This window comes from Burkholderia sp. Bp8984 (assembly GCF_003853755.1).
Classification (GTDB): domain Bacteria; phylum Pseudomonadota; class Gammaproteobacteria; order Burkholderiales; family Burkholderiaceae; genus Burkholderia.
The window spans coordinates 16,447-34,650 of the sequence record NZ_QTQN01000042.1; the positions used below are offsets into that span (position 1 = coordinate 16,447).

The window sequence follows — 18,204 nt, forward strand, 5'->3', positions numbered from 1 at the left end:
ATGTGGCAGCATGCTCAACGACGTGGGTCGGCCCGATGAAGCTCGACGGCTTTCACCGATATCAGATATTCATAGACGCATTGCAGGAACGTGTAATGCCATCCTGCGCGCCCGTCGAGAAACGACCGCCGGACAGCCATCATGTAGAAAAACTTGAACAAGGGCCGACACGGCATTCTGTAGAACAGCGCCTTCTGATGAAATCGTCGAACGTTGAAGTCGCGGTCGAACAGCGCCTTGACGACCGAAAAATCGGCTTGCCGCCGGCGAAGCAGCTCGCCGGCTTCCATCGACGAATAGACGTTGTGCTTGCCGATCCAGTGAGCCATGCCTTTCGAGAAGGGAAAGTGATCCAGCGGCCCGGCCAGTTCGTGAATATCGCCGTCAACGATCAGAACCTCGTTGACCTCGCGTTCGTAGTGCACACGCGACGGACGTACGAATCGAATGAAGTATGGCGAGATTTGCGCATGCTTCAACCATCGACCCAGGAAGTAGTCTCTACGGCGCATCCTGGCCGCACCGATCCCGTTGGGCACATCGGAAACAAAGCGGCGGAGTTCATCCAGCAGTTCCGGGGAGGGGCGCTCATCCGCATCCAGGATCAACAGCCATTCGTGCTTGAAGCCGAAATTCCGCAACGCATGGTTACGTTGCGCGGCAAAACCGTCGAATTCCCGCGCCACGACATGCGCACCGAACGCGGTCGCAATTTGCACGGTGTTGTCTTCGCTTATCGAATCGAGGACCCAGATGTCGTCCACGCCATCGATGCTCTTCAGGCATCCCGGCAGGTCCGCTTCCTCGTTCTTCGTCAGGATCAGGACCGAGAATCCGTATGTCATTCCGCCCCTCTGCGCACGCGCGAGTTGATTCGACGGGCGGGCATACCGGCATACACCGCCCACTGCTCTTCGAGCGGCCGCGACACGACGGCCCTCGCCCCCACCACGGCACCCTCGGGTACGACCGCCCCCGGCGCAAGAAAAGCCTCGGCACAGACCCACGCGTGATCACCCACTGTAATGGGACGCGTCACGAGCTGGAAATTGCGGGAATTGATATCGTGCGAACCGGCACACAGGTGCGCGCCTTGCGAAATCACGGCATAGCTCCCGATCTTGATATTGGCCATGTTGTAGAGAGTCACGCCATCCGCTATGCCGACATGCGAACCGATTTCCAGCATCCATGGCGCCCAGATCCTGACGCGCGGATACACATGAACATGCGGGCCCAGTTTTGCGCCGAACGACCTGAGCAACAGCGATCGCCACCCATGCAGCGGCCTGGGACTGAACCTGAACAGCAAGACATAGGCCACGCCCCAGACAGCGCGACGCAGCCGATTCGAGAGGTTGAACGACGGCTCGGTGAAGGGATCATTACCGTCAATAATCATACGATCGAGAAGTGAGCGAGAGGCGAATCCGCGCCGATCGGCACGGGAACAAATCACGTCGGCGCTCTGTTGCCGCCAACAGCCACCGGGACGAACATGCCGAGTCGTAAGTCTACCGCCGCGCGTGCCCGTTCAAGTCGCATCATTCCGCCAAAATCTAGTTTTTCACGCACATTGATTCCGGTCCTCGCGGGCTGCGAGGCTATCATCGAATCGATCGAATTACGTTTCGACGCGCTTCAATTTTTCCGAGAGCCGAATCATGAAGGTTAGCGTTGCGGTATGCGGCCGGTTTCACTTCCACAACTATATCGATCGGCTCGACGAGCTCGGAATCCTGGATACGTTCTACTACTCACACAAAGCGCGTGCCTCCCCGTTCTCGCTTTCGCATGGCCGGGCAGTCAATATCTGGGCGAAGGAATATGCAGTTCGGGCTCACGCGAAGCTGTTAAAGGGCCGTCTGAGCGATCAGCTCTTCCCGGCATACCACGATCTGTGGCAGTTCGGTGTGCAATTCAACTGGCGGCCGACACCGCTTCTGCATGTCATGGCACACGGCACTTCACGGCACATCGTCGCCAGGGCGAAGCGCGAAGGCTCGATCGTGGTCGGGGAGGTCGTCAACACGCATCCACTCTATCGCGATCGGCTCCTGTCGGAAGAAGAGGACCGGCGCGGACTGCCACGCATTCGGCGGATCAATCGGCAACAAAGGCGGCTGATCGATGAAGTGGATCTTTACGACTACATCCTGGCACCGTCGTCGATCGTGCGGGATTCATTCATTCAGTACGGCGTTCCCGCGAGCATCATTAAGGTGATTCCCTATGCGGCCAATGTGAAGCGATTCCGCCCGTTGGAACAGCGCGGCATGGATGCAAGTCGCTTCGGTATCCTTTGCGTCGGACAAGTCAGCCTGCGCAAGGGTCAGCTCTATCTCCTGGAAGCCGTCAAGCGGCTCGGCGACAAGCGTGCCCATGTCACGTTGATCGGACAGATCGATCCGACGGTCGAGCCGCTGCTCGCTCCGTACCGCCACCTTTTCACACACATTCCTCGCGTAGACAACGCGCAGCTCAACGACTACTACAACGCGGCAGATCTTTTCGTCCTGCCGTCTCTTGAAGAGGGGCTCGCCGTCGTTCTATGCGAGGCGCTCGCGACCGGCCTGCCGATCGTGGCGACGAGGGAATCCGGTGCCGCCGAGATCATCGAGCATGGTCGCAGCGGCACGATCGTCTCCTCCGGATCCGTCGAACGGCTGGCCGATGCCATCGGCGAGATGATCGGCTCGCCCGACAAGCGCGCGGAACTCTCGCGTCACGCGCGCGTCGCGGCAGCCGGCACGCACAACTGGACCCAGTATGTCGACAAGTTGCAGCAGGTCTATGCCGGCTGCCTCCAGCCGGTGCGCGACGTGCGTTCAGGCACGTGACGGCTGCGCCCGGTACGCATTGACGGGCGGATCCTATCGGCTGATCCTCGATGCGGCGCCGGGAATCCCGACCGATAAGCCCTGCACTCCCGGAAGCATGCCGGCGACCGACTTCCCCATCCCGGCATGCCGCGCGGAGCGCAGGCTCGATACCGAACCGGTGCCCATTCCCGAGTACATGCTGCTGCGCGCGTACCCCATCCGCTCCAGGTCAGCTGCGTACGGATTCTTCGCGCCGGCGGCCGCCGTCGCGAATGTCCGCAATTCGCTCGCATCCGATGCGGATTGCCGATAACTTCCCGAGTTTCCTTTCAACGTGTCTCCAGCCGGGTCGCCATAGATCGCGCGTGCCTGTGTCTCGGCGCCGCTGGATCCCGGCTGCCCGTGACACCCGGGCAATGCACAGGTTGCGAGCGACGTTGTCGGCGCCATTACCGCCGCCGCGATCGACACGGCACACAGAAGCAGTATCGCCTTTCGTCCGTTGAACATCCCGCTTGCCTCATTCATCTCGATTCACCTCACCGGTCAGCATAATTTTGATCTTCACGTGCGTCGCCAACGCCGAACGACCGGCATTGCATACGACTCTCAATCGCACGATTCGGACGTTCGGCAAAGCAGTTAGCTGGTCGCGCGACATCCCCAACACGTGGTGCTCACCGATTGTCCGTATACCCGGCGCCGACATGTCGACGACACCTCGCCACACCGGGCGGCCGGTGTAATCCAGTCCCGTCAGCGTGAGCGTTGCGCTGGCTTCGCTTCCAGCGGTCGCATGCGCGTCGCCGATCTCTACGGCCAACTCGCGTGCTCGCCGATGGATCGTAAGATCGAACGGACGTTGACGAGCGCCGCTGCCGAAGTCGAATCCGACGTCGATGGCGTCATCGTCGTGGTGGGCGTCGCGAATGCGCGCGTCGTCGGCATTCAATTGAACGGCAACATCGAACGACGCTTCCGAGATACTTCGTGGGCTCGAAAATCGGGCTTCCATGTCGGATTGCGCCCCGACGATAGCCGGATCGACGATCGTCAAACGCTTGCAGATGTTGGCCATCAGTACCTGATTGACCCGCGCCGTCGCCGCGTAGTCTCGCGCCTTGACACCGACTGCCGTGCGGCCGCTCTCGAGCCATATTCCCGTCACATCGAATTGCGGTTGACCGCTTTCGTTTCGAAGCACGGAGCCGATCGTCAATCCACGTGGCACAGGGTCGTTGATTCCGGAGAAATCGGTATACAAGACGCCCGATCTCATTCCGGTCACCTTGACCCTGACGACGCCGCCTCCCGTTGTCAGCGGCATGAGGGCGCCTTGGGCGGGAACCAGCCTGGGTCGATTGAACGCGACCGACTCCATCGGTGTAGAGAAACTGAGCGTCACGAACGCGCTCGCTGCCCGTCTCGCTCCAACGAACGTGACGTCATTGAACTCGACGTTGCGGCAGCTGACGATCGGAATGGGTTCTTCTATCGTCGAATCGTTCACGACGATCTGGTTAACCGCCGGACCGTTCGAAAAGAAGCCGATCCGGCAGCGGTTGTATTCGATCCTGTCAACGAGTTTGTCGTTCTCAACGAAGCGGATGTACGAGTCGTTGACGATGATGGTTCCACTGGCGGACGGATAGAAATAACCATTGACCCGGACGCGATTGCATACGATCAGGTCTGAAGAAAATGCGTACAGGCTGCCGTCGAGGGAACTGACATCGGCGTCGCGGCGATCGCGCGAGGACAGGAATTCCAGATCGTCGAGCACGATGCGCGTGGCGACGCGAAAACCAGCCCTATCCAGGCTCAGGATGCGCGCGGCGCCCGTCGCATCGGCCGCACGATACGTCTCGTCGCCGTTCTGCACGATATCGGCCCAACGGGCGTCGTAGGCGTTCCGGAGCGGCACGGCAAGCTCGACGGAGTCGGCACCGACTTTCGCGACCGTGTTCCGCTCGAAATATCGAATCGACGGCGGGTAGCCCTGCGAGTCCTGGTTGAAGCCGTAGACCAAGACCGGCATGCCCGCCCGATATTTCGACGCGGCATCGGCGCTCGACAGCCGAACGTGCGATGTGCCGGCGGCCACCGATCCGATACGGTCGCCGTTGACGAACTCGCCGAAGCCGGGTATCGAGCCGGCGTGATCGAGAAAGTAGTCCTGGTTGATAATGAGCGGTACGCGTTCGGTCGTCGATTGCGACGTCCCGACATTGCACAATTGCGTGCCTCTTCCACCTCGTACGTGCACGTCCGCGACACCTTGCAGCCACCTGCCGGTCAGGATATTCAGCCTCCCGTCCGGCAAGATGAGATCGAATGCGGTGTCTGCGCCCCGCATCTTCTCGCGAATCCGCAGTAAGCCCCTGGAATTCTGTTCCGCGGATGCATCTGCCGATACTCCGTATGCCGCGGCATCGATTACTTCACGGACCGATGGCCCCGGGCGCCGTTCGAACGCACCGGCGTCGGCTGGAATCGCTTCCGCGCCCGCGGCGGATGCAATCAGCTTCAGGAACGCACGCCTCGATTGCTTCACGATGTCGACTCCGGTATCTGATTCGTGGCCATGCCTGGAAATGTTCACAGACGGGACGCTTTTCGCGGTTCATACCGGTCGATTCGCTTCATGCCACCGAACCGACCGCGCCCGGACGTACCGTGTCCGCAGTGGCTGCCGGCGCTCGAATCCGCGCCATTCTGATCTTGCCCGCGGTCACCAGAATATAGACGGCAACGAACGAGAACCCGAAGAAATACGCCATCGGCACGCCGCCATCGCGAAACAGCGTCGAGATATAGCCATTGAAAATCCAGTATGACGCAAACAGTTTCGGACTCGCCGTATACGTGACACGGTGATGAAACCGGTACAGGAACAGACCAACCAGGAACATTCCGCCGACCAGCGACGGGAATCCGAATATCGAATACAGGTCGGCATGCAACGACCAGGTCAGCGCAAAGAAATTCCCATATTTCAGAAGGTTGATTCTTTGCGTCGTCGTCGGCTTGTCAGGCCAGATCGCGCGAGGAATCGGCCATACGAGCAGCCGCAGGTACTGCGTTCCCCAGTTGAACCCCGTTCTTTCCGGTACCAGCTCGTAAATTGCCGACGACACGTCGAACTCCTGGAAGTCGCTCGTTCCGGCACCAACCGCTCTCGACTTCTGATATCGATCCACGATCTCCGAAATGCTCGTGTCACCCGTCAGAATCTTGCGCGCAGCGAGGCGATCCGACCCGACTACGTCGAATACGAGGATCAGGCAAACGCCGATAATGATCGTCTTCATCGCGAAGCTGCGGCGACCACGCCGCATCAACCCGATGGTCAATGCGCTCAGCACGACGATGACGAACGACAGGCGCTGTGCGCCAACCAGTATGCGCAACAGCACGAATGCGCCGATCCCTGCAACCATCGGCGGCGTCACGCCATAAGCAAGGATCAGGATCAGCAGCGCTGCCGGAATGAATTCCGCAAACGCCATCAGATAGCCGGACACGCCCACCAGGCGTTGCCCGCCATTCGAATCGACCTGCACTTCGAACGATTGGACCGAATCGACGCCGGCCGTCCCGTACGCGACGTGCGTCGAATACAAGCCGAGCGCAACGAGCACGATCAAAGCCACGAAAAATCGTACCTTGTCGGTGATGACGAGGCGGGTCGGCGGAATCATCAGCTGTCGAAGATTGCGCGGTTCCACAAGCGCCGGCAGGATGACCGCGGCGAGCAGCGCACAATTGATATTGAGGCACGTCAGCCAGAGCGTTCCGTCCGATGGTGTCAACCCGATGGTGTTCCACAGCAGGGATTTGCCGATCAGATAAATGTTGATCGGGCGTATGACATATCCCAGGAAGTGATAGATCAGGTAAAGGAAAATCGGATGATAAATGGGCATGCGCATCGCCATGACGAAGGCGAAGCACATGCCCCAGCACAGTAGATTGATTACCGCGATATAGCCTATGATTTCCATGTCATCTCTTCGCCGGTCGCATACTCACTCGATCACGCAAGACGGCTTCTCGCGAAGCCCCATCAGCCAGCCATAAACGTCGGCCATCTGTGTGGCAACGACATTCCATGTGAAATGACTTTCGACCAGCGCTCTCCCTCCATTGCCCATTGCAACGAGCCTCGCATCGTCGGTGGCATACAGTTCGTCAAGGAAGGCTCGCAATCCCTCGACCGAGTTGAGAATCTCGAATGCGGCGTGTCGGGAAAATCCGATCGACAGATTGCATTCGCGCGTCAGCGCGACCGGTTTTCGGAATGACCATGCTTCGAGCGGCACCATCGGCAACCCTTCGCTGAATGACGGCAGGATCACGCAATCGCAAGCTGCGTAGGTTTTTTCCTTGTCCTGGCCGAATTGCGGGCCGATGAAATGGACACCGTCGCCGTTCACACCCTCGCTGACCATGCCGCGCAATTTACCGATATAGGAAGGATCCCCCCAGCCACCGACGATCAGATTCCAACGGCCATTAATCGAATTCGCCACGACGCGATCCTTCCAGGCCATCAGCAGGTTCTCCAGGCCCTTCTTGGGATGCAACCGTCCGAAGTAGAGCAGCAGTTTCCTGGATGCCAGTTCACCGGTCCACCAGGACGGCAACCCGGGGTTTTCCAGTTCCGGAATCGCCACACCGTTATGCACGACGGCGATCGGCTGCTTCAGACCCACGGCCCGGATCGCATCCGCCTCTTCGCGATTGAGTGCATGAAAGCAGGCAGCGCGATTCAGATGGCTACGTTCATAGGCGGCGAGCGCAACCCACTTCTTCAGTTTGGAACGATTCAGGATCCATTGATCGAGCATGCCGTGCGGCGAGATGACGTACGGCTTGCGTCGACGCCGATTCCACGCGACGACATCCGCCGACGGGTGCATCCAGATTCCGTGCGTGTGGACGATGTCGGCATCGGATGCCAGCAGCGAAGTACGCAAGGCCGGGGAGTAGCCGAGCATCGCGGGACCGACCGCGTCGCAGGTCGTCACCTGCGTCCCTCTCCATTGCGGAAGATCGCTGTTGGTGTTCGTATCGTTCAGTGCGAATACGCGCGGTACGAACCCCTTCGACGGGAGCGCGAGTGCAAGGCCACGTACCGCGTCGAACAGGCCGCCACCGGTTCTGGACGCGGACGCCGTTACGAATCCGACCTGATGGCCCGGCGCCTGGTCATGATGGAGTTCGACCGTCCGAGTCACGCGGCCTCCCGCAGGAGATCCGCAAACCGCGGATACAGGCGGCGATAGCGCTCGACCGCACGGTCGATCTCCTCCTGCCCCCGGGACGGCGCCCGATAGTCGGCGATCATCGTCCTCGCGACCTCGTCCACATTGAACCCGTCGATGTCGTGAACGCGGGCGCTCAGGCCCAGGTCCGTCATGATGCCGCTCGTTTTGGGCAGGTAGGAGAGCGCCACGAGCGGCCGCCCTGCCAACAGGCCGAAGATGCATGAATGAAAGCGGCTACCCAGAAATACCGAGGCGCCGGCGATGATGCTCCTGACGTCGGCCACGGGTCGATCCTTCTGATCCAGGATGACAAATCCGGGACACCGTTCAGCGATCTGGCGGCCCACCGGCAGATCGGCCGCGACCTGGTTGACGATGACGATCCGGACGCCCAGCGTGTCGTGCAGGACATTCAGCAGCTCGCACAAGTTGCGCACATACCGTTCCTTGGCCTGCGCCTGGTCAGCGGCAAGCGGAAACGCCCATTCGATCACCGAGACAGCGATATAAGGCTCGTCCGGCGCGATTCCGAGTTCCGCTTTCATCGATGCGGTCGCGGCCGGCGTCGCTGCATGCCAAAAAGCAAGATCGCCCGTTCTCGCCACCCGCGCTGCCGGCAACGCGAGCGTCTCGACGACAAAATGGTACGACTCGCTTTCCCGCACGCAGATGAGGGACGCTTTCGCGAGCACCTTTGCGGCAAACCACCGGCCGCGCCTGGAGCGGATCGGACCGACGCTCTGCGGCGCCAGAACCACGGTGGCGCCGAATTTCGAAGCCGCCCAGATCTGGATCAGGTTGGCGTAGTACGACGGATTGGAATCCTCAAGATACCCCCCCGGACAACTGACGACGACATCCGCTTTACCGAGCGCATCGATGGCACGTCGTTGCTCGACCGGAATCAGCCGGCCGAGCAGCCACGGTCGCCGCAACGATACATAGCAGATCGTGATGCCCTGGCGAACGACATTGCACAGACGGCGGCGCCACACGTGCTTCGATACGCAGTTCCCGAGCCGCTCATGCCACGTTACCCGCGGCAGATGGGCGCGTTGCGTCGACGGCTGGTATGCGATACCGCTGAGAGATGCGTTCGGATAGGCTTCGAGGATTTCGTCGATACACACCTCGATGAGCGCCGCATCGCCTTTGTTCACCGCGCCAAAGACATTGGCCACAACGACATGATTCACTTGCATTTCGAGAACCCGTTCGCGAAGTTCAACACATTTTCGGAAAACCGCTGCAAATTCCAGTCATCGAGATTCCACGGAAAGTTTCGCCTGAGCGCGGACAGCTTCTCGTCGTCAAGCAGTGTCGCGACGCCGCGGTCGATGTCTGCATCCGTTCCATCCGTGACGAACCCGTTCTCGCCGTGTCGGACCAGTTCGTGCGCAGCCCCGCAGCCGTCGCTGCACAATACGGGCGTCCCGCACGCGAGCGCCTCGTTCAAGCACAGTCCCCACTGGTCATAGTCACTCAAGAGCATCATGAAATTGGCAAGCGACAGGAAAACCGGCATGTCCTGATTGGGAACCAGCCCTTTGAACACGACGTCGCGCGCGATTCCGAGGCGCTCGCAGCGCGCGCGCAGCGACGCCTCGAGTTCACCGGCGCCTATGATTAGCAGCGAGACACCGATCGTCCTTGCCCGCGAACGCGCGTACGCGTCGATGACTTTGTCGACACGTTTGCGGGCTACCAGCCGCGACACGCAGACGATGTACTTTTCCGGCAATCCCATCTGCGTGCGAAGCTCGTCGGGCCGCAGGCGGGCCGCCGCGGCGGCATTCGTGAACCGGCTGTTGTCGACCACGTCGTAACCGACGCGGACGCGCTCCGCCGGGACGCCGAGGAACTGGAAGTACTGACGTTGCCGGCGCCCTGCCACGATCGCGCCGTCATACAGACACGCAAGCCGGGCCTTGAGCAGCTCGCGGCCCGGCCGGCGCACACCGTCGTCGAACTTGCTGTCGGCGCAAAACACGATCTTCGTGCGGCGCGCCAACCACCGGTAGATCAGCCCGACGATCGAATATGGGAAGTTGTATCCGATGGTCACGATCATGTCCGGCTTCTCACGAACGATTTCCCTGAACAGGCGCGCGAGGAATATCGGCCGTGTGTACCGCGCGCTTTCCTTCGCCACGTACCGCCAACCGCTTTCCGGCGCATCGCATTCGGGGCGCTGTGCGTCTCGATGCAGGTAATCCGTCGATTTGCGATTCATCACCAGCACGCGAAAATCGACGTTTGCCTGCACGAGACGGCGCTCCGCATCGTTCAAGCGCGCGGTATGGTAATCGCCGATGCTACCGATCAAGAACAGAACCTTCATATTCCTTCTCGCGATACTCTTGAAATACCTCGTATTCGCCGAAGAGAACCAGGAATACGTCGAGCCCCAGCAGACAGATCGCGACGGATACGAGTCCCCCATGGCGCACGGCGAACAGTCCGGCGACGATCGCAATGCTGGCGGCGAGCAGATACGCGAACGCAAAGCGGATATGGCGATTGATCGCAATCACGAAGATGGAAGCCGATTGCCACAGCGAATTCGCGACCATCGACAGCAACAGGATGTCGAACAGCGTCGAATCGAAAACGACGTGCTTGCCCGTCCACGCTGCATAAAACCGCTCTCCGTACACGCTCATTGCGATACCGACCGTGCCCGCGACAGCCATCGTGACAATCGTCAGTCTGCGCTTGATACGTATGACGTCGCCCTTTCTGCCGACGGCGGCAAGCTTCGACACTTCCGACCAGACCGAGTTTGACAACAGGTTCATCATTTGCACGGCTACTCGCGTAAGCGTTCGCATCGTGGAAAACGCCGCCACCTGCGCCGGACCGAGTGCCGTCCCGATCACCCAAAGGATTCCCTGGAAATTCAGTCCGTTGCTGAGCGGGAATCCGAGGAACGCCAGGGACGGAACCAGCGATTTTCTGAGCCACGCCCAGTCGATCGTCAATGGAAGCAGCGTGGCCCAAGGGCAATAGCGCTTCTTCACGATCTGCTGCGCGGCGAAGCCGGCAATGCGCGCGACGAGCATGCCGGTGGCAACCGCGATCGGTGTCTTGAATATCACCAGCGCGATCAACCCGAACGCCAGCGCGACAAAGCGCGTCACATTCAGAATACCGACGGACAGCGCGTAGCAATTGGCACTTCGCAACGCGGCTGTCTGGGGGCCATACATCACGCTCAGGCATACGTCTCCAATCAGAATCAGCGCGACGAACCTGACCTCGTCCCCCGACATGTACCGGAACACATGGCCGCCAGCGCCCAGCATCCACCACGCCGCACCCGACACGATCAGCACGATAAGCACGAACATGGCGACCGTGGCAGCGAGCGTCCGGTAAATCACCTGAAGTCGTTCGTGATCTCCGACTGCCGCCCGCTGGTCCATCTCGTTTGCCGCAACGGTCGACAAGCCCAGGTCACTCAACGCGAGGTAGGTAGGAATCGTCGAAATGAGAATCCATTCCCCGTATTTCGCTGCGCCCCACACCGACAAAAACAGGGGTACCGATACGATCTGGGCGAAAACACTCACGGCCTGTCCGAGACCGTGAGCGAGAAATGCCTTGATGATGCGTTGTGCCGACATGGTGGGTTCGAATCGATAGCCGGGCAAGGCGTGTCGTCCGTGCCCGGTCTTGAAATCATTGTCGCGGTGCGTATTCGTACTGGTACGCGTACTTGTATTTCCCGTATGCGTACCCCCCGGTGTTCAGCGGCAGGTCGTTGAAGATCACACCTTTCAGTGTCCCGCCCCCCTGGCGCAACTGCTTGATTGCCATTTCCACTTCTCGCGGCGGATTCGCGCCGAAGCGCAACACCAGCAGCGTCACACCCGCGTAGCGGCCGACGATGGCGGGGTCCGTCACAGCCAGCACCGGCGGGGTATCGACAATGACGTTGTCGTATCGGGACGACAGATGATTCAACACTTTTTCGAAGTTGGGATGCAGCAGCAGCTCGGCCGCATTCGGAGGCAGTTCGCCGGTAGGCATGAAGTCAAGGCCCTTCACGAGCGTGTCGCGCTGAATGAATTCGCCGGCATCCCCACCTGATCTGATCAATTCCGTCAATCCGCGCCCTCGCGTTGCCCCGACGTAGCGGTGCAGGTAGCCGCGACGAAGATCGCCATCGATCAGCAATACTCTCTTTCCCGTACTCGCCATCAGTGCCGCGAGGTTGATGGCAATGAACGACTTTCCCACGCCAGGAGCGGGCCCGGTCAGCATAAGGATGTTGTTTTTGGCGTCGAACTGAGCGAACTGCAGTGCGGTGCGCAAGCTGCGGATGGCTTCGACAGCGAGGTCGGTCGGTGCGGCCTTGGCCAGCAACGGCGTATCGGTGCCGCCCGATCTCTCGATTCGTCCGAACGTCGACTGTTGCTCACTATGCGGAATCGTCGCATAGACAGGAATCCCGAACTTGTCTTCCACTTCGGCCGGATCCTCGATGCCGCTGCGCAACGCCTTGAACGCGAAGGCGGTGACCAAACCGAGGAATATGCCGAGCGTCGTGGCCACGAGGATGATCAGGCCGGGACGCGGCCATACCGGCACTGTAATCAGCTCCGCGCTGTCGAGCAAACGGACGTTGCCGGTCTTGCCCGCCTTCAGCACCCTCAATTGTTCGACGTTGTTGAGCAGCGTGGTATAGATTTCCTGAGCCACCATCGCGTCACGAGCGAGGCCGACGGTATCCTGCTCATTGGCCGGAATCGCTTTCAGTCGCTGGTTGAATCCGGCGATCTGAGCATTGACGGTATCGAGCTGTCGATTGACGGCGTCGACGTTCGGATGCTGCGGAGTGAAACGTTGAAGCAGCTGGTCACGTTGAAGCACGAGCTGACTCTTCTGAACCTCCGCCTGCACGATCTGATTCAGCAAGCTCTGCGCCTCGACGGGCAGATCGACGATGGTATTTTTCGTCCTGTAATTGTTGTACTTCGTTTCAGCCTTCGTCAGATTGTCCTTCAACCCCGGCAACTGGCGGTCGAGAAACCGAATCATGTTGTCAGCTTCCGCCGACTTTCTGTCGACGTTCTGCTTGACATACAGCCGCGCAATCTCGTTCAGCACCGCCTGGGTCCTGTGCGGATCGTCGCTGCGCCAGACCGTGCTGATGATGCCGGAATCTTTCCCTTGCTCCGAGATGTTGAGAGACTTCTGAAGTCGCGTGATGACATCGAGACGCTTCGAGTGAACGAGCTGGAATCGCGTCCCCGGCCGACCGACGAGGCGCTCGACTGTCACCGTGACCACGCCGCCCGGGATCGACGCACGGCACACCTTGCCGACGTCGCAATGATCAACCACCGCCTCGTCGTCGGGCGAACGCAGGCTGTACTGGCCGTTCGGCAGCGCAGTCACCGTCCAGATGCGACCGTTGTACTGCGACGGCACCTCCATCTGCGTGACTTCGATTGCCTCGTTCCCCCATGCGAAGGAAGGCAGGTTCAGGCGTGGCGCTCCATCGACAGGCGCCGGCACCCGTGACGCGAGGAAACGGCCGAACAGCGGGAAATAGGTCGGTTTCGCGTCGATATCCAGATGTACTGCATCCACGGTAGGACCGAGGATCATGCGCGACCTCAGAATCTCGATCTCCGTCGTAGCAGCCGTCTTCAGTTCGAACATGCTTGCCAGATCGCCCAGAGCCGACCCGATCGAATTGCCGTTCTCTTCGACCTGCACCAGGATGTTCGACTCGTAGGTAGGTTTCGTGATCAACGCATACACGGCGCCCAGCAACGCTGCACCGAGCGCGAACGCGAGAATTACGTTCCTATATTCCAGCAGCGCGGCCAGGTGCTCGCCGAGACTCGTGCTTTCCTCGGCTGAGGAACTGCGTTGCTTGGACAGGAATTCATCTGCTTCTTGCATGGGCTTGGTTCAATTGGTTGAGTTGCTGAAACGTGTCCGGATCGGGGTCTTTCATTCCCTTCACCGGCGTTGCCGGGATGCCAGCCGCTCAGCGCGTCTGCAGTGCATCCGGTTCCGTGACGCGCCGGCCGGAAGTCGTAATCCTTTCCGACCACTCGCTCACGCCTTGTTCGATCGAGCCGAGTGCCGTCTCGAACGCTTCCCGACCGCGCCTGAACGGATCTTGAATATCGGCACCGCCGAACTCCCCCAGGCGAAACACCCGCCCTCTCGACAGGGGATTCAATCTTTCGACATAGCGCTTCTGCTCCATGTCCATAACGAGCACCAGATCGGCGTGCATGCAATGCGAGCGCAGCAGTTGCCTTGCACGATGACCTTCGATGTCGAAGCCTCTCGACCGCATCAACTCCCTGGCGACTGGGTCCGCCTGCTCACCGACCAGCGCACCCACACCCGCGGATTGCACGATGCAATCCGGTAGCTCGCTCGCCAGCATGGCCTCGGCCATCGGGCTGCGACATATATTTCCGATACAGACAACCAAAATGGACCGAATCATCGATATTTCCCGGTATCGTCCTGAGTTACGCCGGACGCCCACTGCGACACGTCAGATACATCACGATGGAAATGCTCCGAGGCAGCCGGAGGCGCATGATGTCACGCGACCTTGGCCATCCCGGCACGCTGGCCGCACGCTGCGCTCTACGACGTCGCGAATTCCGCGTATCTCGCCTGATAATCCGCGTACGCGATGGCCAGCCCCTGTTCGAGGCCGGTCGTCGCGCAGATTCCGAGCGCATGGAGTTCGCCCACATCGAGAAGCTTCCGGGGAGTGCCATCAGGCTTCGACGTGTCGAAGACGATCTCGCCGTCGAATCCGACGACCTTGGCAATCGTCCGAGCCAGCTCGGCGATCGACAGGTCCACGCCGGTGCCAACGTTGATATGCGCGGTCGGTGGCCGTCTCGCCTGCTTCCACTGATCCGCCGGGATCTGCATGATGGCCACGGCTGCAGTCGCGAGATCGTCCACGTAGAGCAGCTCGCGCTTAGGGTTCCCGCTGCCCCAGACCGTCACCGATGCGCTGCCGCTTGTCTTGGCTTCATGCATCCTGCGTATCAGCGCCGGCACCACGTGGCTGTTCTCCGCATGGTAGTTGTCGCCAGGACCGTACAGGTTGGTCGGCATGACGCTGCGAAAGTCGGTGCCATACTGCCTGTTGTAGCTCTCGCACAGCTTCAGTCCTGCTATCTTGGCAATCGCATACGGTTCGTTGGTCGGCTCGAGATACCCGGAGAGCAGGGCGTGTTCCGGGATCGGCTGCTCGGAGAATTTCGGATAAATGCATGATGAGCCGAAGAACATCAGCCTGTGAACGGCCGCGCGATACGCATGGTGAATGACGTTCGCCTCGATCATGAGATTGTCATAGATGAAATCGGCCGGGTACACCGCGTTGGCCTGGATTCCGCCGACCTTGGCCGCCGCCAGGTACACGTGGTCGATCGCCTCGCTCTGGAAGAACGCCTCGACCGCGTCGCCATCGGCGAGATCGAGCTCCGCTCGCGTGCGAGTGACGACCGTGCAGGATTTCATTGCCGACAGCCGGCGGACGATCGCACGTCCGACCATGCCATTGTGGCCCGCGACGAATACTTTGATGTGTTCGCCCATTTCGTTACTCGTTGTATGCGAATGCCGTGAAACCGGCCAGTTTGATCAATGCATCGCGTTTTGCCGCCTGATAGTCGGCACGGACCATTTCCTTTACCAGGTCTTCGAACGAAATCTTGGGCGTCCAACCAAGTTTCTTTCGCGCATTCGTGGCATCGCCGAGCAACGTTTCGACTTCCGTCGGACGGAAGTAGCGCGGATCGACACGCACGATCACGTCGCCTTGCTTGACCTTGAGATCGGCATTCTCGACCGCATCCACAATGGCAATCTCGTCGACACCCGATCCTTCGAAACGCAGAACAATCCCCAATTCGCGCGCCGCGCATTCGACGAACTTTCGAACACTGTGCTGGATTCCCGTCGCAATGACGAAGTCTTCCGCCTGCTCCTGCTGGAGCATCAGCCATTGCATCTCGACGTAGTCGCGCGCATGCCCCCAGTCGCGCAGGGCGGACAGGTTGCCGAGATACAGGCAATCCTGCAGGCCCGCCGCGATTCGCGACAGTGCGCGGGTAATCTTTCTCGTCACGAAGGTTTCACCGCGCACTGGGGATTCGTGATTGAAAAGAATGCCGTTGCATGCATAGAGGCCATAGGCTTCGCGATAATTCACGGTGATCCAGTACGCGTAAAGCTTGGCGACGGCGTACGGGCTGCGTGGGTAGAACGGTGTCGTCTCGCGCTGCGGAGTCTCCTGGACGAGCCCGTAGAGCTCCGATGTCGACGCCTGGTAAAAGCGCGTCTTTTCCTCGAGAGACAGGATGCGAATCGCCTCGAGCACGCGCAGCGCGCCGATACCGTCAGCGTTCGCCGTGTACTCCGGTTCCTCGAACGACACGGCGACGTGGCTTTGTGCGGCAAGGTTATAGATCTCGTCGGGCTGAACGCGCTGGACGATGCGCACGATGCTCGTCGAGTCCGTCAAATCGCCGTGGTGCAGCACGAATCGACGATCCGATACATGCGGATCCTGGTAAAGGTGGTCGATACGATCGGTATTGAACAGCGATGCGCGGCGTTTGATGCCGTGCACCTCGTAACCTTTTTCCAGCAGAAGCTCCGCCAGATACGATCCGTCCTGTCCCGTCACACCGGTGATTAGCGCTACCTTGCGTGTCATGTTTTCACTCCACATCCCCTGTTCGTCGCCCGGGGGGTTGCAAATGTCCTGCTGAATTTCAGAACCGCTCGCTCGATGAAATGCCGCGAACGCCCGCCGCATCCGTTCGGCTCTGCGTCGATTACTTCGTCACCACCGCCGCTGTCAGTCCGGCATTCACAGCCGGTAACAGCAGACTGAGCACCCGGTTCAGGCGAACCAGGCCATTGCCATCGACATAGACGACGTCATTCGGCTGAAGCTGAAACTGGTTGGCCAAAACCATCGCAACAGGCGAACGTGCGTCGAGATGAAAGACATGCGGCTCGGCATTCAACGCGCCACGAATCACATACATTTGGGCGGCGTCGGCCGTGTTGACGTTGATGCTGCCCGCCTGCGAGATCGCGTCGCTGAGCGAAAGCGAACCGTCCCGCATCGGCAGGGCCGTCATCGGCTTGTTGACCTCGCCCATCACGTACACGCCGTTCTGATCGCGCGGCAGCACGCGCAGCAGATCACCGTTGCGAAGCACGACATGCGCCGGATTCTCCCCGCGGGCGAGCATTGCCGTGAGATTGATCGGATAAGACTTCGCACCACGCACGAGCACCATTCGACTCTGGTCGGCCGTGGAACTGAATCCGCCGGCCCGCGTGACCGCCTCATACAACGTCATTGGTACATCATTGACCGGAACCGCCCCGGGCATATGCACTTCGCCGTCCACATAGATCTGCTTCGACCGGAACGATGCGACGCGTACCGTCACCTGCGGATTGCGAAACACGTTCGCCAGCCCGGCCGTCAGCTTTTTCTGAACCTCTTCAGGTTGAAGCGAGGCAACATGCAGCTTGCCGATATACGGAAACTGAAGGTCGCCGTTCTGATCCACCAGGTGTCCCGGGGCGGGATCGAACGGCCGCGAACTCGGCGTGGAAATCTGGGGCCCTTGCGATTCGACCAGCTCCGGGTGATCCCACACCGTGATTTGCAAGACATCACCCGGGCCGATCAGGTAGGGGGCAGGCTTCGAAAAAAGCGCGGCATATTCGGGGGTGCCAGCCTCCTGACGCTGCTCCCTGACCTGCCTGATCAGATCGACCGTAATTTCGGTGATGGGTACGTCCGCGCGCGCGGCCGGATGCTGATTGTCGGCTGCACTAACGGCAATCGACGCCGGCGCTTGCATCCGCATGCCGGGTGCGAACGTGCAAGCCGACAGTGCGGCGCATGATGCGACCAGGAGCGTCACCGGCATGCGGCCGATCGGATACCGATTCCTTTCACGCTCGCTGCGCGTCGTTGTCGTCATCATCAAAACACTTTCCGCAAGTTTCATCCGTTTGCCCTGGACGCACGTCGTTGCACAACGCACGTTGAAAATTTCGAAACCATCTGAACGCGTGAACCC

General features: G+C 60.0%; 15 protein-coding genes. 1 reads left to right on the plus strand and 14 read right to left on the minus strand.

The genetic code is table 11. The annotated features are described in order from the left end of the window. Window positions 1-14: 14 nt before the first annotated feature. Both DID98_RS30795 and DID98_RS30800 read right to left on the minus strand, forming a co-directional pair. Window positions 15-845 (minus strand): glycosyltransferase family 2 protein, encoded by an 831-nt coding sequence (locus DID98_RS30795; protein ID WP_124571940.1) that lies wholly within the window; start codon window positions 843-845, stop codon window positions 15-17. Next, window positions 842-1,402, minus strand: coding sequence for a putative colanic acid biosynthesis acetyltransferase (locus DID98_RS30800; RefSeq protein WP_124571941.1), 561 nt, complete (start codon window positions 1,400-1,402; stop codon window positions 842-844). The genes DID98_RS30795 and DID98_RS30800 overlap by 4 nt, the downstream gene beginning before the upstream one ends. Before the next feature lie 262 nt (window positions 1,403-1,664). Between DID98_RS30800 and DID98_RS30805 the strand changes: the two genes are divergently transcribed. Next, a complete protein-coding gene (locus tag DID98_RS30805) occupies window positions 1,665-2,840 on the plus strand; it encodes a glycosyltransferase family 4 protein (protein ID WP_124571942.1) in 1,176 nt (391 codons plus the stop codon). Window positions 2,841-2,873: 33 nt separating this feature from the next. Here DID98_RS30805 and DID98_RS30810 read toward each other — a convergent pair whose 3' ends face one another. The 12 genes from DID98_RS30810 to DID98_RS30860 form a co-directional block, all read right to left on the minus strand. Further along, window positions 2,874-3,350 carry a hypothetical protein gene (locus DID98_RS30810; RefSeq protein ID WP_124571943.1) on the minus strand — a complete coding sequence of 159 codons (477 nt, stop codon included), beginning with the start codon at window positions 3,348-3,350 and terminating at the stop codon, window positions 2,874-2,876. Next, on the minus strand, window positions 3,343-5,376 hold the full coding sequence (locus DID98_RS30815) for a hypothetical protein (RefSeq protein WP_124571944.1): 2,034 nt from the start codon (window positions 5,374-5,376) through the stop codon (window positions 3,343-3,345). Before DID98_RS30815 ends, DID98_RS30810 begins: the two co-directional genes overlap by 8 nt. A gap of 88 nt (window positions 5,377-5,464) precedes the next feature. Further along, on the minus strand, window positions 5,465-6,826 hold the full coding sequence (locus DID98_RS30820) for an O-antigen polymerase (protein WP_124571945.1): 1,362 nt from the start codon (window positions 6,824-6,826) through the stop codon (window positions 5,465-5,467). A gap of 24 nt (window positions 6,827-6,850) precedes the next feature. Continuing rightward, entirely contained in the window at window positions 6,851-8,062 is a 1,212-nt protein-coding gene (locus DID98_RS30825) for a glycosyltransferase (RefSeq protein ID WP_185640902.1), read from the minus strand. Further along, on the minus strand, window positions 8,059-9,288 hold the full coding sequence (locus DID98_RS30830) for a polysaccharide pyruvyl transferase family protein (protein WP_185640903.1): 1,230 nt from the start codon (window positions 9,286-9,288) through the stop codon (window positions 8,059-8,061). The genes DID98_RS30825 and DID98_RS30830 overlap by 4 nt, the downstream gene beginning before the upstream one ends. Next, on the minus strand, window positions 9,285-10,433 hold the full coding sequence (locus DID98_RS30835) for a glycosyltransferase (protein ID WP_185640904.1): 1,149 nt from the start codon (window positions 10,431-10,433) through the stop codon (window positions 9,285-9,287). Before DID98_RS30835 ends, DID98_RS30830 begins: the two co-directional genes overlap by 4 nt. After that, window positions 10,408-11,718 (minus strand): lipopolysaccharide biosynthesis protein, encoded by a 1,311-nt coding sequence (locus tag DID98_RS35970; RefSeq protein ID WP_185640905.1) that lies wholly within the window; start codon window positions 11,716-11,718, stop codon window positions 10,408-10,410. Before DID98_RS35970 ends, DID98_RS30835 begins: the two co-directional genes overlap by 26 nt. 55 nt (window positions 11,719-11,773) lie before the next feature. Further along, window positions 11,774-14,008 carry a polysaccharide biosynthesis tyrosine autokinase gene (locus DID98_RS30840; RefSeq protein ID WP_124571949.1) on the minus strand — a complete coding sequence of 745 codons (2,235 nt, stop codon included), beginning with the start codon at window positions 14,006-14,008 and terminating at the stop codon, window positions 11,774-11,776. 88 nt (window positions 14,009-14,096) lie between these two features. After that, window positions 14,097-14,570 carry a low molecular weight protein-tyrosine-phosphatase gene (locus DID98_RS30845; RefSeq protein WP_124571950.1) on the minus strand — a complete coding sequence of 158 codons (474 nt, stop codon included), beginning with the start codon at window positions 14,568-14,570 and terminating at the stop codon, window positions 14,097-14,099. A gap of 146 nt (window positions 14,571-14,716) precedes the next feature. Next, window positions 14,717-15,688, minus strand: a complete 972-nt coding sequence (locus DID98_RS30850; RefSeq protein WP_124571951.1) for a GDP-L-fucose synthase — start codon at window positions 15,686-15,688, stop codon at window positions 14,717-14,719. Between the two features lie 4 nt (window positions 15,689-15,692). Continuing rightward, window positions 15,693-16,811: a GDP-mannose 4,6-dehydratase gene (gene gmd / locus DID98_RS30855; protein ID WP_124571952.1), complete on the minus strand. Its 1,119-nt coding sequence runs from the start codon at window positions 16,809-16,811 to the stop codon at window positions 15,693-15,695. A gap of 121 nt (window positions 16,812-16,932) precedes the next feature. Beyond that, entirely contained in the window at window positions 16,933-18,051 is a 1,119-nt protein-coding gene (locus DID98_RS30860) for a polysaccharide biosynthesis/export family protein (RefSeq protein WP_124571960.1), read from the minus strand. Between the last annotated feature and the right edge of the window lie 153 nt (window positions 18,052-18,204).

What these genes read in the sequence shown, in the direction of transcription:
- DID98_RS30795 (WP_124571940.1), bottom strand. Translation starts at nt 845, where the DNA reads ATGACATACGGATTCTCGGTCCTGATCCTGACGAAGAACGAGGAAGCG.
- DID98_RS30800 (WP_124571941.1), bottom strand. Translation starts at nt 1,402, where the DNA reads ATGATTATTGACGGTAATGATCCCTTCACCGAGCCGTCGTTCAACCTC.
- DID98_RS30805 (WP_124571942.1), top strand. Translation starts at nt 1,665, where the DNA reads ATGAAGGTTAGCGTTGCGGTATGCGGCCGGTTTCACTTCCACAACTAT.
- DID98_RS30810 (WP_124571943.1), bottom strand. Translation starts at nt 3,350, where the DNA reads ATGAATGAGGCAAGCGGGATGTTCAACGGACGAAAGGCGATACTGCTT.
- DID98_RS30820 (WP_124571945.1), bottom strand. Translation starts at nt 6,826, where the DNA reads ATGGAAATCATAGGCTATATCGCGGTAATCAATCTACTGTGCTGGGGC.
- DID98_RS30835 (WP_185640904.1), bottom strand. Translation starts at nt 10,433, where the DNA reads ATGAAGGTTCTGTTCTTGATCGGTAGCATCGGCGATTACCATACCGCG.
- DID98_RS35970 (WP_185640905.1), bottom strand. Translation starts at nt 11,718, where the DNA reads ATGTCGGCACAACGCATCATCAAGGCATTTCTCGCTCACGGTCTCGGA.
- DID98_RS30840 (WP_124571949.1), bottom strand. Translation starts at nt 14,008, where the DNA reads ATGCAAGAAGCAGATGAATTCCTGTCCAAGCAACGCAGTTCCTCAGCC.
- DID98_RS30845 (WP_124571950.1), bottom strand. Translation starts at nt 14,570, where the DNA reads ATGATTCGGTCCATTTTGGTTGTCTGTATCGGAAATATATGTCGCAGC.
- DID98_RS30850 (WP_124571951.1), bottom strand. Translation starts at nt 15,688, where the DNA reads ATGGGCGAACACATCAAAGTATTCGTCGCGGGCCACAATGGCATGGTC.
- gmd (WP_124571952.1), bottom strand. Translation starts at nt 16,811, where the DNA reads ATGACACGCAAGGTAGCGCTAATCACCGGTGTGACGGGACAGGACGGA.
- DID98_RS30860 (WP_124571960.1), bottom strand. Translation starts at nt 18,051, where the DNA reads ATGCCGGTGACGCTCCTGGTCGCATCATGCGCCGCACTGTCGGCTTGC.